The 14776-nt window shown below is 46.1% G+C and carries 11 protein-coding genes; 6 read left to right on the plus strand and 5 right to left on the minus strand.

The genetic code is table 11. The features are described from left to right. Positions 1 to 172 precede the first annotated feature (172 nt). Positions 173 to 2398, minus strand: a complete 2226-nt coding sequence (locus ACE5CV_RS11200) for a S9 family peptidase (RefSeq protein WP_374950261.1) — start codon at positions 2396 to 2398, stop codon at positions 173 to 175. Positions 2399 to 2505: 107 nt separating this feature from the next. On the opposite strand from ACE5CV_RS11200, the gene ACE5CV_RS11205 reads away from it, so the two are divergent. Continuing rightward, positions 2506 to 4038 (plus strand): serine hydrolase, encoded by a 1533-nt coding sequence (locus ACE5CV_RS11205; RefSeq protein ID WP_374950262.1) that lies wholly within the window; start codon positions 2506 to 2508, stop codon positions 4036 to 4038. A gap of 30 nt (positions 4039 to 4068) precedes the next feature. On the opposite strand, the gene ACE5CV_RS11210 is transcribed toward ACE5CV_RS11205, so the two are convergent. After that, the gene (locus tag ACE5CV_RS11210; protein WP_374950263.1) at positions 4069 to 4722 is read right to left on the minus strand and encodes a hypothetical protein; all 654 of its coding nucleotides are present in this window, start codon (positions 4720 to 4722) and stop codon (positions 4069 to 4071) included. Between the two features lie 69 nt (positions 4723 to 4791). After that, complete coding sequence (locus tag ACE5CV_RS11215) at positions 4792 to 6099, minus strand: amidohydrolase (protein ID WP_374950264.1); 1308 nt, start codon at positions 6097 to 6099, stop codon at positions 4792 to 4794. Positions 6100 to 6333: 234 nt separating this feature from the next. Here ACE5CV_RS11215 and ACE5CV_RS11220 point away from each other — a divergent pair, with 234 nt between their 5' ends. From ACE5CV_RS11220 to ACE5CV_RS11230, 3 genes are read left to right on the plus strand one after another with little or no spacing between them, the layout of a single operon-like run. Further along, positions 6334 to 7827: a sensor histidine kinase gene (locus ACE5CV_RS11220; protein WP_374950265.1), complete on the plus strand. Its 1494-nt coding sequence runs from the start codon at positions 6334 to 6336 to the stop codon at positions 7825 to 7827. Next, on the plus strand, positions 7824 to 9323 hold the full coding sequence (locus ACE5CV_RS11225) for a TlpA family protein disulfide reductase (protein WP_374950266.1): 1500 nt from the start codon (positions 7824 to 7826) through the stop codon (positions 9321 to 9323). Before ACE5CV_RS11220 ends, ACE5CV_RS11225 begins: the two co-directional genes overlap by 4 nt. Continuing rightward, a complete protein-coding gene (locus ACE5CV_RS11230) occupies positions 9324 to 10001 on the plus strand; it encodes a LytR/AlgR family response regulator transcription factor (RefSeq protein ID WP_374950267.1) in 678 nt (225 codons plus the stop codon). 13 nt (positions 10002 to 10014) lie between these two features. Here ACE5CV_RS11230 and ACE5CV_RS11235 read toward each other — a convergent pair whose 3' ends face one another. Next, a complete protein-coding gene (locus ACE5CV_RS11235; RefSeq protein WP_374950268.1) occupies positions 10015 to 10482 on the minus strand; it encodes an FKBP-type peptidyl-prolyl cis-trans isomerase in 468 nt (155 codons plus the stop codon). A gap of 20 nt (positions 10483 to 10502) precedes the next feature. Further along, positions 10503 to 12257, minus strand: coding sequence for an aspartate--tRNA ligase (gene aspS / locus ACE5CV_RS11240; protein WP_374950269.1), 1755 nt, complete (start codon positions 12255 to 12257; stop codon positions 10503 to 10505). 140 nt (positions 12258 to 12397) lie between these two features. On the opposite strand from aspS, the gene ACE5CV_RS11245 reads away from it, so the two are divergent. Then, positions 12398 to 13492 carry a S41 family peptidase gene (locus ACE5CV_RS11245; RefSeq protein ID WP_374950270.1) on the plus strand — a complete coding sequence of 365 codons (1095 nt, stop codon included), beginning with the start codon at positions 12398 to 12400 and terminating at the stop codon, positions 13490 to 13492. A 313-nt stretch (positions 13493 to 13805) separates the two neighbouring features. Then, positions 13806 to 14776: carboxypeptidase-like regulatory domain-containing protein (locus ACE5CV_RS11250; RefSeq protein ID WP_374950271.1), on the plus strand; the 971-nt coding region annotated here is incomplete at its 3' end.

Here is a 14776-nt window from a genome sequence, read left to right on the forward strand (position 1 = left end):
ACGATATTGAAGGCAATCGTAATAACGATGCCGACGATCTTCCATTTTAACCAACTATAAACTAAATAATTTAAGCCCTCCGATGGATCCATCGAGAGGGCTTTTTGTTTAAATCGATATTTAACTATCCGTATAGGCCAACTTTATTTTAATACATTTTAACATCCAAAATCTACCGTGCGCCGGGGGCACAATGCTGTTTAAGGTATTGTGTATACAGGGTGCGTAAATGTGCCGATGTGCCCGGGCCTTCTGATATGCTGTGTGTACGGTTAGGGTAAAGCATCAACTGAAACTGCTTGTTATATTTAACCAATTCGTTTATCAGCAGCTCCACATTCTGATAGTGCACATTATCATCGCCGGTTCCGTGAATGTAAAGTAAATTACCTTTTAAGTTTTTGGCATGCGTAACAGGCGATCCCTTCAGGAAGGCTTCCCTGCCGGCCTCGTCAACCGGTACACCGGTATAGCGTTCCTGGTAAATGTTATCATAGGTAAGCTGGTTGCCTACTGCGGCAATAGCGATACCGGTTTTAAAGATCTCGGGATATTGAAACATCAGGTTTAAGGTTGATGACCCGCCACCGCTCCATCCCCATACCGCCACGCGGGAGGTGTCCAGATAAGAGCGTTCTTTAAGCAATTGCTTGGTACCCATTGCCAGGTCATGAATGTTAAGCGTACCAATACCTTTGTAAATGGATTTGCGCCACTCGCGGCCTTTGGGCACCGGTGTTCCGCGGTTATCTATAGACATATAGATATACCCGTCCTGCGCCATATTGCCCTCGTATAAAAAGTTATAGCTCGATCCGTTTTCGTCTTTTACGTTCTGGCCCCAGGGTTCGCCGTAAACATACAGCACAACAGGATATTTCTTTGTTGCATCAAAGTTATCCGGCTTAACCATCCAGCCGTCCATTTCAACATTATCTTCCGTTTTAACTTTAAAAAACTCGATGTTCGATTTGGCTTTTACCTCGGCAGATCCGGCTATGGCCTTGCTTACCTGCTCATCGCCGCTAAAGGTTTTATGCAGCGGCAGGGATACTACTTCTGTAGTACGAGGTGTATAGTAGTTAGAAAAATTGTGGGTGGCCGCCTTACCGTTTGGCGATACATCATACTCATGCGTGCCGGGCTGGCTTGCCGGTGTAAGGCGCTCTGCTTTGCCGGTGCCGTCCAGTTTGGTGCGGTAAAGGTACTTTTGTGTTGCGTTATCCGGCGAAGCCGAAAAATAAAGATAGCCCGATGCCTCGTCAATTGCGTTGATCTGCATTACATCGTAGTTGCCTTTAGTGATCAGCTTTTGTTTATTACCATCGCGGCTAATGCGGTAAAGGTGCCTCCAGCCGTCTTTTTCGCTGGCCCATAAAAACTCGCTGCCTTTGTTAAACCAATCCCAACCGCCATAATAATAGTTTTCTTCCCAAATAGGCAAAATATCTATCCAGGCATTATCCGTTTCATGGTATACAGATCTGGATTTGCCCGTAGCCACATTGCAAAGCATTACATCTGTTTCGTTTTGCGCACGGTTAAGGTGCTGGAAGATCAGCTCGGTATTGTTGTCCGCCCATTCCATACGCGGTACGTACGATTGTAAAACCGCATCGGTTGGTATATCCATCCATTTGGTGCTGCCGCCGGCCACGCTTACTACACCAATTTTAAATGGAGATGGCGGTTCGCCGGCAACCGGATATTCTACCGGTTTTACGTACGGGTAAATAGAATCGGTAGTATTCAGCATCAGGTAGTTTTTGGTTTTGCGGGCATCTATTTGCCAGTAAGCTATCTGTTTGCTGTCCGGGCTCCATCTAAAACCATCGCGGCAAAATAGCTCTTCTTCATAAGCCCAATCAAAGGTGCCGTTAATCAGTTTCTCGGTACCGTCGGTAGTGAGTTGCTTTATACTGCCACCGGCAAGTGTTTCTGCATAGATATTGTGGCCGCTTACATATGCCACCTTACTGCCATCTGGCGAGAACTTGGCAAACATGAGCGATGAGGCCGGAAAGTTTTTACCAATTTTGGTAAGGCTTTTAGCAGTAAAGTCATACACCCAGTAATCGCCGCGTGTATTGTAGCGCCACACTTTTTTGGAGTTGGTATAAACCAGTACCTTTTGTCCGTCGGCCGCAAGGTAAAAATTCCGCGGGATGAGGGGCTTGCCACCTTCTGGGGTAAGTTGCGCTTTGCTAAGCAGGATGGTTTTTTTGTTGGCATCGCGAGCGTCAAGCACAACAATTTCGCCACTTTGTACTTTATAGTACTGGTAGCCGTCTTTTGCCCAATGTGTTGACGGGATTTGCGCTTTTACAGCCGAGTGTGTGAAAATTAACAAGGCCAGTAACACCGTAAAAAAGCCGTACCGTTGATAAATAACTTTCATGTATAAAATTTTATTGTTGATGGAACCGATTTTGCATTATAAATAATGCTGCTATGAATTTTGCGTTAAATTAGCGTTTTTAACGCTTTAAATATATTTCAATACCTATGAAAAAAGTGTACCTGATACTCAGTTTAATTTTTGCCTTTGCTGCTGCCCAGGCCCAGAATATCGACCGGAGTAAATTTATAAAGGATAGCCTGGATACTTACATTAACCGCGCAATAACTAACTGGCGCATTCCCGGTGCTGCTGTATGTATTGTAAAAGATGGTAAGATAGTGCTGATGAAAGGTTACGGCACCAAAGAACTGGGCATTATGAACAAGGTGGATGAGAACACCCTTTTTATGATAGGCAGTAATACCAAAGCATTTACAGCAACAGCGCTTGCTATGCTACAGGCCGATAAGAAGATCTCATTAGATGAAAAGGTAACCAAATACATTCCGGAGTTTAAGCTGGATAACAAGTTGGCCGGCGAGCAGGCAATTGTAAAGGACCTGCTGAGCCATCGTTTAGGTTTCCGCACCTTCCAGGGCGATTTCACATTTTATAATACCAACCTGGTACGCCACGAGGTAATAGCCAAGCTGGGACAGATGAAACCTACTTATCCGTTCCGTACCACATGGGGTTACACCAATTCGGCATTTTTAACCGCCGGCGAGATCATCCCACGGGTTACCGGTAAACAATGGGAGGTGTATCTGAGGGAAAATATTTTCGCTCCATTGGGAATGAACAGCACGCTTGCCCTGAGTGTCGATATGCCTAAGGCACTTAATCGCACTGTGGCCCATACATTGATTGATGGCCGGCTTACAGCAATACCCTACGCGAATTTAGACGGGCTGGCACCTGCAGGCTCTATCAGTTCATCGGTAAGTGATATGAGCAAGTGGGTGATGGCGCTGCTTAATGGCGGCAGGGTGGGCAACAAGCAGGTGATCCCGCTGGCAGCGATTAATGCTACCCGCCAGGCGCAGGATATTGTGGGCAGCGTGCAACACCTTAACGGCGAAACCAACTACCAGTTGTATGGCCTGGGCTGGTTTATACAGGATTACGCCAATCACCGGCTGATAATGCATGATGGCGGTGTAAACGGCTACGTATCATCGGTAACGCTGGTGCCGAAAGAAAACCTCGGAATAGTTATCCTGACCAATACCGATCAGAACAGCCTTTATGAAGCGTTGCGCTGGGAAATTATGGATGCGTACTTTAAAATGAAATTCAGCAATTATAGTGATGCCTACCTTTCTATAAACAAAGCTGCGGTAACGGCTGAGCAACAAGCCGACCAGCGTAAACGTGATACCATTGCCCTGATGCCTAAACCGGCATTATCTGCAAACAAGTACGTTGGTAAATACATGAACGATCTATACGGAAGCATGACCATTACCCCCGGCGAGCAGCGCAATGAGCTGGAGATGCGGTTTGAACACCATCCTAAAATGTTTGCCCGTTTGCAACCACTGGGCGGTAACCGTTTCTATGTAACCTTTTCTGACCCTACTTATGGTAAGGCGGTATTTCCGTTTTTTGTACAGAACGGTAATGTAACAGGTATACGTGTTAAAGTTGCCAACTTTGTAGAATATGACCCTTACGATTTTAAGAAGGTGCAGTAGTTTAAAGTGCTGCTAAATCAGTTGCACAGATTACAGCGCTTTGTATATTCGATAGATTACTAACAGTATAACTACAATAATACCCAGCCAGGTAATCTGCCGGCCTTGTTGTCTGTCGGCTTCGCTGTAGGCATAAACTTGTTTACCATTGGGCAGTAACCGCTTGTGCGACGACAGGTTCCAGCCAATCAATATACCAAGTACACCGCCAAGCAGCGCAGCAAAATAGCCTATAATGATCCGGGTGGTGTGTTTAGGCTGCTGTGCGCTCAGGTCGCTTAAGCTATCCTGAGGGTGGGTTGGCAAAGTGTCGTCGTTAATATGGGCGCCCCTGCCTACCAGTATCTTTTGAGCCATCTGGTAATCTGCCGAGCCTTTTTCATCTTCCTGGCTAATCACTTCTGTAAGCTCCGCATTGGTAAAGGCTGCCAGGTGCGGGTCTTCCGAAAGCAGCTGGGTATCTTCCTGCTGCTGCTCTGTTATGGCCTGGTTAGCCATCAGCACATCATCCGGATGGATTTTTACGATATAATGTTTTTGCTGCCCATCCATCGCTGCAGAATTTCCGCTGATCAGTGTTTCCTCTACCTGGAACGCGATATCATGCTTCTCCAGCAGGTCTATGAGGGTGTCGGCAAGCACCGCATCGTCAAACTTTTTAAATAAAATGAATTCGTCTTCCATTAGCTTGTTTAGACAAATATAGCAGGCTTAGGGTTTTAAAATGGTTAATAGTATTAAGAAATCCTGTAATTACTTGCCTTTACCCATCGCCATATAATCGAGGGTTAGGTTACAAAGGGCTTTAACACCAAGGGTGAAACCACTTTCGTCCAGGTAAAAATCAGGCGTGTGGTGCGATGGCGCGGTTAAGGCGTTGCCGCCTTTAGGCATACCCCCTAAAAAGAAAAATATCCCGGGTACTTTCTGCTGAAAAAAGCTAAAATCTTCGGCACCGGTAACCGGCGGGCGCAACAACACATTTTCTTTCCCTGCAGTTGCTTCCAGGGTTGGGAGCATCTTTTCTGTAAGGGCAACGTTATTAAAAGTAACCGGGTAGTGGTTGCTGTACGGTGTGATTACCTCGGCTGTTGCGCCGTATGCCTCGGCAGTTTTAGTAGCGATCCGGCGTACATTTTCGGTCACCAGTTTTTCGTCGCCCTCTGTGAAGTAGCGCAGGGTGCCCTGCATCACCACAGATTCTGGAATGATATTGAACCGCGAGCCTCCGTTGATCACTCCAATGGTCACTACGGCCGGATTTTCGGTAATGTTAACGTTTCGGCTCACAATGGTTTGTAATCCGCTGATGATCTGTGCCGATACCACAACCGGGTCGATACTGCTCCAGGGGTATGCGCCATGTGCCTGCCGGCCGGTTACGGTTATCTGCAGATCGCTTACACCGGCCATTGTGCCGCCCGGGCGATAAACTATTTTACCAACTTCTGTTTGCGAATTGATGTGCAGGCCGAAGATGGCATCAACCTTAGGATTTTCTAAAGCGCCCTCTTTGATCATTTGCTCGGCGCCGCCTTTCTCGCCAAGCGGCGCGCCTTCTTCTGCAGGCTGGAATATAAATTTTACGGTGCCACGCAAATCGGCTTTCATAGATGATAATACCTGTGCGGTAGCCATTAAGATAGCCATATGAGAATCATGACCGCAGGCGTGCATTACGCCAACTTCGTTGCCGTTATAAGTGGTTTTAACTTTGGATGCAAAGGGTATTTTAACCCGTTCGGTAACAGGCAGGCCGTCCATGTCGGCACGCAGGGCCACAACCGGCCCGGGCTTGCCGCCTTTAAGTACACCTACTACCCCTGTAGTGGCAACGCCGGTTTTTACTTCTATACCTAGCGATTTCAGATAGTCGGCAATAATGCCGGATGTACGCACCTCGCGGTTACCCAACTCGGGGTGTTCGTGAAAATCACGACGCCAGGCTATGATCTGTTTTTCGAGTGCATCGGCTTTTTTAGCCACAACGGCCTTTGAGGTGGTTTGCGCCGAAACCGAAACAGATATCAGCGAGAAAGCAGCGAGCAGTACTTTTTTCATGTTGTAAGGGTTGGTTGGCTAAATATAATAAAATAGCCCGAAAAAGTGAATTAGCAGGTCGGCGAGACTAATGCCGACTATGCATAAAAGGGTAATGTGGGACACACAAACTTGGCGCAGCAGAAAGGGTCGCAGCAGATGAGCACTTTCGTCACATTTTTGACCGCCTTCGTCACATTTATTTTATTGCGCTGCGGGCTTACCGTATGCTTGTATCATAATCTAAATCACGATATGAAATACAGCAAAATAGAATTTTGGGTAGCAACTGCATTTTTTGCGCTGATGATGTATGTTGGCGTTAACCAGGGCTTCAGCAGCTACGGATCATCGTTAGGCCGCGGGCAACAGGGGTTGAATTACCTTTTGGATTACCTGCTGCCCAATCTTTCCATGGTAGTAGTAACTTACGCCGCCTTTCTTACTATTAATTACTATATCCTGCCAAATTACTGGTTTAACAAAAAACACACCCAGGCTATAGGTTTAATACTGGTGGTATTTGCTGCAACAGGCACAGTTTATACTGTAGATCAAAGCTACCTGCGCTATTGGATCTACACCACTTACAACAATGGCTATTCTGCAAACATGGCGTTGTTTAGTCGCGGGTTTAGCATGGCCTTTATGTTTTTGCTAATCTATGTAGTATACGTTTTTATGCGCGAAGGTATACTGTACCAACACCGCCAGTATTTATTGAAACAGAGTTTAAAGCTACGGATATTAGGAGAGGTATTGCTTACCTGCAGTGTATGGCTGGCTGTTTTAGCACCCTTGCTGGTACTGCGCAACACCGGGTTGTTTAGGATGGTCGGCCCAGTTTATATCCTGGTGTTGCCGTTTTGCTTTACGCTGTATTTTTTAAATAGATATTGGCTTATCCCTAATTACAGGAAGGGTGTCCTTGCAACCAAATTTACTTACACGTTAAGCCTCATTGCGCTTTCGGTCGGCCTGGGTTGTGTTGAGGCTGCAATGTTTTTTCAAATCAGGTTGGGGATATCTTTCCTTGGTTTTATAGTTATTGCCTGGTTACCGCAGGTGCTCATCACCACAGCCATTTCATGGGCTGTTTATTTGGCTAACGAAGATAAGTACAAACAATTTACGCTGCTCAAAACCGCCCTGGGCGCCTCTGATGCTAACCTGCAGGTTCTGCGCTCGCAGATCAACCCACACTTTTTATTTAATGTGCTCAACAGTTTGTACGGCACAGCCCTGTCTGAACAGGCGGAAAAGACCGGTGAGGGAATTCAGAAATTGGGTGATATGATGCGTTTTATGCTGCACGAAAACACACAGGACAGCATCTCGCTATCGCGCGAGATAGCATACCTCCACAACTATATCGACTTGCAAAACCTGCGCATAGCCGTGTCTGATAATGTACAAATCAAAACAGATATTACCGGCACGTATAACGCGCTGAATATAGCGCCCATGCTACTTATCCCCTTTATAGAGAATGCTTACAAACATGGCATCAGCTTTAAACAACAATCATGGATCAATACCTCGCTGCAGCTAAACGGCAACACACTGCAGTTGGATGTTTACAACAGCGTGCACCCCGATAAGAACAATGATCCGGAAAAGCGTGCGTCCGGCATCGGGCTTGACAACGTTAAGCAGCGCCTGCAATTGCTATACCCCAAAAAGCATGAGCTGGTGATCCGCCAAAATCCTTCAGAATTTTTTATTCACCTAACCCTGCAATTATCATGAAACAATTTTTTACGTTAATCCTTTCTACCTGCATCGCCTTAAGCGCATCCGGGCAATTTAAATTCAGCGGTAAGATTGCCGGCACCACCAAAGCCGATACCTTTTATGTTAACATCCCCTATGTGTTTGGTTATTACCATGACAACGATGTTGCTTTACCCGTAGATGCCAAAGGTAATTTCAATACCACGCTAAACATACACCAACAAAAATTTGGTAATATACGGTTTGATAGTAAAGCAGTATACCTTTTGCTTACCCCTGGTAAATCGCTGGTGATGAATTACAACCCTGCCGATAGTTCAGTAACGTTCAGCGGTACGGCAAGTGCCGAAAACCGTTTGTTGGATCAGGTTGACCTGAACGGTGTTCCCTTCTTTGCTAAAGGATACAAAGACAACGCCTATGCCAACCTGGGCCCTGCAGCATTACAGGAAAAGGTGGTGCAGCCATGGCTGGCCATGCGCGATAAAAATATTCAGTTGGTAAATTCTTCAGCTATAAGCCCAGCAAATAAGGCGCTCATTATACAGGAAGTAAAGGCCAATTACATATTGCAGCTAAATTACTTTGCCCGGGGAATCATGGACCGTACAGATGGAAAACGCATTAACGACCTGATCTTGCAGATTTACGATCATGTACCCTTAGCGCCCGATGTTTTGCCGGCAGGACCGCTCTACTACAGCTTTGCCGATAATTACATTGGTTACCTAGAAACGCAAATATTTACTACACTGGGTGCCGGCAAGGCTAAGGATCCGGCTACATTTTTACCGCGTTATAATATGACTATCGACAGCGGCAACCGGGTAGCTAAATTGAAAGGTAAATCATTTGTTAACTGGATATTGGTACACAATACGTACCCGAAAAATATTGCCCAAGACTGGCTGGCGCAAAATATATTTGCCAAGTGCAGTAGCAAGGACCTTGCCTATACCAAGCCATTAATGGATGAAATGACAAGGCTTTTTCCGCATAGTAAATACCTGCCTTACCTATCCGCCAGGATGAGCAACCTGGAGATGCTGCTGGCCAAAAACCTGGCGAATAAAAATATTGTAGTTGCCGATGGCTACGAAAAGATGACATCTATTTACGAGGCTATAAGTAAGCTAAAGGGTAAAGTTGTTTACCTGGATGTTTGGGGCACATGGTGCGCGCCTTGTAAAGATGAATTGCGCTACAACCCGGCTTTAAAACAGCGTTTCAAAGACAAGGACGTGGCGTTTGTTTATCTAGATATGGACGAAGACATTAAGGACAGCCAATGGCGGGAATTTGTAAAAGTAAACGGTTTAACGGGCCTGCACTTGCGCAAAAGCAGTAAAGATATCCAACCTTTCTGGGCAGAAATTCTGCCTAAAGATAAACCAGATCAATATTACCCAATGTATTTTATATTTGATAAAAATGGCAAGCTGGTGCAGCCACAAGCCAGCAGGCCCAGTGACAAAGACAAACTCTACAAACAAATTGAGCGATACCTGTAAATGATCAGAGCAATAGCTATAGACGATGAACCCCTGGCGTTAGAAGTGATTCGTTCGCATGCCGGTAAAGTGCCTTTTTTAGAGCTTACCGCATACTTTACGGATGCTTTTAAGGCGATAGACCACCTGGCAAGGGAACCGGTAGACCTGCTGTTTTTAGATATTAAAATGCCGGACATTTCCGGACTGGAACTGATGGAGAGCCTGCAGCAAAAGCCGATGGTTATTTTTACCACCGCTTATGCCGAACACGCTGTACAAAGTTACGAGCTTAATGCCATTGACTACCTGCTTAAGCCGTTTGCCTTCCCCCGGTTTTTAAAGGCTTGCCACAAGGCCAACGAGCTTTTGCAGGTTAAACAAAACAATAAGCAGGCAGCTAACGATGGCTTGTTCATTAAGTCGGGCTATGAGCAGGTTAAGATCATTTACAATGATATACTGTACCTGGAAAGCGGTGGTAATTACATGAGCTTTATTTTGGCCGATGGCCGCACTATCCTGTCACGGCTTACCATAATAGATGCGCTGGCATTGCTGCCACCGGCACAGTTTTTAAAGGTGCACCGCTCCTACATTATAAACAAACAAAGGGTAGACCGTGCCGAGCGGCACCAGCTGCACATTGGCAAAAGCGTAGTGCCCGTTGGCAGCGCGTTCAATATTACTATGCTTTAATAGGTGCGTTTTATCAATTGGTAAAATTGATCAGATCTATTGTAAAAATTAATACGGAATTAACCGGGATAGCCGCACCAGGCGAGTTGTTTCCGTAGCCGTACGCTGACGGTATGATTAGCAAGACACGCCCGCCAGTTTTAATTTTGGGGATACCAATTTTCCAGCCATCGATCAAACCTGATAACGGACTATTCGAATTTAATGATGTAGCAAATTGGGTTCCGTTGAGCACTTTGCCGGTATAATTTACATTAACTGTTGAATTTGTTGTTGGGTTTGCACCGGTACCTTCGGTAAGTACCTGGTAGTAAACTCCGCTTGCATCTTTAGTTGCTTTTATGCCGGGGTTAGCAGCCAGGTAAGCCTGTATGTTGGCATCATCTAGTTTTGCCTGTGCAGCAGCATCAAAAGCCGCGTCTTTTTTGCAAGATGCGAAAGCGATAAGGAATAAACTAAGCGTAAGTATGTATTTTTTCATGTCAGTATTAACGGCAAATATCAGGCAGGTGATACAGTGGTTTTAATTTTTAATTCATTTAACTGTGCATCGGCAATAGTTGACGGCGAATCAATCATCACATCACGGCCTGAATTATTCTTAGGGAAAGCAATCACATCGCGGATTGAATCCAATCCCGCGAAGATGGAGGTTAACCTGTCGAACCCGAAAGCGATACCACCATGCGGAGGTGCGCCGTATTCAAAGGCATCCATTAAAAAGCCAAATTGCTTTTGAGCTTCTTCCGCCGAAAAGCCCAGGTGTTTAAACATCAGCGATTGCAGGGCACGGTCATGGATACGGATAGAGCCGCCACCAATTTCGGTACCGTTGATCACCAGGTCATATGCATTAGCGCGCACATTTTTAGGATCGGTATCCAGCAAAGCAATATCCTCTGGCTTAGGTGAAGTGAACGGGTGGTGCATAGCATGGTAACGCTCGGTTTCTTCGTCCCACTCTAGCAGCGGAAAATCAAGCACCCAAAGTGGGGCAAACCTGTTTTTATCGCGCAAGCCTAACCGGCCGCCTATCTCTAAACGCAGTTCGTTCAGTCGTTTACGCACCTTGTCGGTTTGCCCCGCCAGGATCAGGATCAGGTCGCCCGGTTCTGTTTCAAAAGCGGCGCTCCATTTGGCCAATTCTTCTTCGTTATAAAATTTATCTACCGATGATTTGATGCTGCCGTCTTCGTTATGGCGGGCATAGATCAAACCGGTCGCGCCAATTTGCGGGCGTTTCATCCACTCTGTAAGCTCGTCAATTTGCTTACGCGTATAATTGGCACAGCCTTTTGCATTGATACCTACCACAAGTTCGGCATTATCAAAAATGCCGAAGTTTTTGCCCTTAACTATATCATTTAATTCAACAAACTGCATCCCGAAACGAGTGTCGGGCTTGTCAGAACCATATAGCCGCATAGCATCGGCATATTGCATACGGGGGAAATCGCCCAGTTCCAAACCTTTTACGGTGCTGAACAGGTGGCGGGTAAGCCCTTCAAATATATTCAGGATGTCCTCCTGGGTGATGAAAGACATTTCGCAGTCTATCTGTGTAAACTCCGGCTGGCGATCGGCACGCAGGTCCTCATCCCTAAAACATTTCACTATCTGGAAATAACGGTCGAAACCGCTTACCATCAGCAACTGTTTAAAGGTTTGCGGTGATTGCGGCAGGGCGTAAAACTCGCCCGGATTCATGCGGCTTGGCACCACAAAGTCGCGTGCACCTTCAGGAGTAGATTTGATAAGCACCGGGGTTTCTACTTCTATAAAATCAAGTCCGTCTAAGTATTTACGAATCTCCTGTGCCATTTTGTGGCGCAGTACCAGGTTGTTGCGGATAGGGTTACGGCGCAGGTCAAGGTAGCGGTATTTGGCACGCAATTCCTCGCCGCCGTCGGTCTCGTCTTCAATCAAAAACGGCGGGATCTTGCTTGAATTTAGTATCTCCAGTTCGGTAACGGTTATCTCGATCTCGCCGGTAGCGATTTTAGTATTTTTGTTAGAACGCTCAACTACGTTACCCGTAACTTTAATTACAAACTCGCGGCCCAACTGGCGGCCGGCTTCGCGAAGGGTTGCGTCGGTATCGGTATTCAAAACCAATTGTGTTAAACCATATCTGTCGCGCACGTCAATAAAGGTGGTACCACCCAAATCGCGTGATTTTTGCACCCAGCCGCACAGCGTTACTGTTTCGCCTAAATTGCTGATATTTAATTGTCCGCAGGTATGAGTTCTAAGCATAAGTCCTATTTGTAAATTCTGCAAAAGTACTGTTTTGAGGCGAAAGCAGAAAGGATTTTGCTGTTTAAGGTGAATGCAAGAAAGGGGGAAGATATTGTAACTATCCTGCCTTATACAAATCCAACAGTTTTATAACCCATATGCTACCCAAAGTTCTGTTCGCTGTATTTTCTTGCTTATTGATCGTCACCAGGCTAAATGCACAGGACAACCCCCCGGTGTCTCAAACTAAAACCTTTGATAAATTTTACCAGGTATTTAACGATAACTATGCTTTTTTTGATCTGCACCAGTTAAATTGGAAAGCACAATATGCCAATTACCGCCCCCTGATAAACGACGGCATCAGCAATGACAGCCTTTTCAAAGTAATGAGCGCGATGCTTACACCGCTTGGCGATTCGCACGTAAACCTTATCGACGCCCGGCAAAAAAGGAAGTTCAATGCTGCCCGGCCCTCTGCATTTGCGGCAGCATTTCATAATGACAGTCTGAAGAACGCTTTATGGGTTACCGTGGATAAATCACTCACTCAAAACGGCTTCAGCGAAGCAAAAGGTTACGGCCCGGTCTTTAAAGGAAAGCACCTTTTTTACTTTGCTAAAAGCACTAATTATGGTTACCTGCGTTTTAACCGTTGCTTCGCCAGGATTACAGACGGCGAAATTGATGAGAAAGACTTTGAAACGCAGATTTTAGATTCGCTGATAACCCGGTGCGGCGGGTTAAAAGGAATGATTGTTGATGTGCGTTTCAATATTGGCGGCGACGATAAATTCAGTTATGAAGTGGCTGGCAGGTTTGCCGGTAAACCGGTAGCCGGCCACTATAAAAACGAGCGGATAGCAGGCACTAACAAATTTACCAAACTGCAAAAATGGGTTGTCAAGCCGAAAGGTAAGTATCATTTCACAAGGTCGGTTGTGGTGCTTACCAACAGCAAAACCGTAAGCGCTGCCGAGATCTTTACACTCGCTATGAGGCAACTGCCAATGGTCAAAATAGTTGGTGATAACACCGAAGGCAACCTGTCTGACATGTACAGCGAAGACCTGCCAAACGGCTGGTCGGTTACCTTGTCTAATCAAAAGTATTACTCGCCTAAAATGGTATGTTATGAAGGGGTTGGCGTACCTGTCAATATAAAGGTTATTAATTCATTGGCCGATCTGGCGAGTGGTAAAGATCCGGTTGTTGCTAAGGGGTTAAGCATTTTGCGGGGAGTAACAAAATAATTCCAATTCTCAATCCAAACACTATATTTGCCATATAATTCTCAAGGGGTGCCTTGCTTTGGTGTACTAAAAATAATCTGCAGGTTATTTTACCAAACTGAAAGACAGGCTGAGATCAAACCCATTGTGTTTAGTTAAGAGTATTGTGTTGTGAGTTGTTAGTTTTAAACTCACAACTGATCACTTACCACTCCTAACTCAGCACATGCACCTGATCCGGGTAATGCCGGCGTAGGGAGAGGTAACAAGTTAAGTGTACTGCCGTTTTATCCCGGCGAGCAGATGGTTTAACTATTTTATTGTTCAACACATTTTGAAAAACTTTTTTGCGGCGCTCTTCGCCTTGCTGCTGCCTGTCCTGGCATCAGCCCAATTTTCCATCAGCGGAAAAATCACCAATCAAGCCGGCGAAACATTGCCCGGTGCAACCATCACTTTATCCAGCCCTGCCATTAACACGCAAACAAATGCCGCCGGCAGCTATCAGCTGGCTAATTTGCCGGCCGGGGCTTATACGCTAAAGGCAAGTTATATTGGTTACCAGGTAACAACAAAGTCTGTTACCCTGAGAGCCGACCAAACGGTGAATTTTATTTTAACCGGCGCCACCTTCAGTGCCGAGCAGGTTACCGTTACCGCAACACGTGCAGGCAAAAATTCGCCAACGGCTTTTACCAACATCAGCAAAAAGGATCTTGATAAAAACAACTTCGGGCAGGACCTGCCTTACATGCTTAACCAAACGCCATCCGTGGTGGTAAGTTCTGATGCAGGTACAGGTATTGGTTATACGGGCATCCGCATCCGCGGCAGCGACGGCACACGGGTAAACGTTACCATTAACGGTATTCCTTTAAACGATGCCGAAAGCCAGGGCTCGTTCTTTGTTAACCTACCCGATTTCACCTCGTCGGTAAACAACATCCAGGTACAGCGTGGCGTGGGTACATCTACCAACGGTGCGGGTGCTTTTGGGGGCAGTATCAATATCCAAACCGCTACCCGCCGTGATACGGCTTATGCCGACATCAACAATACGGCCGGTTCTTACGGTACAGTAAAAAATACCGTTAGCCTGGGTACAGGTTTGCTGGGAGGGCACTTTAGTGTAGATGGCCGCCTTTCGCGCATCCGGTCCGACGGTTACGTAGACAGGGCTTCGGCTAACCTGCGGTCGTTTTTTGTGAGCGGTGCCTATTACGGGCAAAACAGCACCTTACGTGCCAACGTCTTCTCGGGTATCGAGCGCACCTACCAGGCCTGGAACGGCATTCCCGACTATAT

Origin of the sequence: Mucilaginibacter sp. (assembly GCF_964263795.1) — a bacterium.
Taxonomy (GTDB): Bacteria; Bacteroidota; Bacteroidia; order Sphingobacteriales; family Sphingobacteriaceae; genus Mucilaginibacter.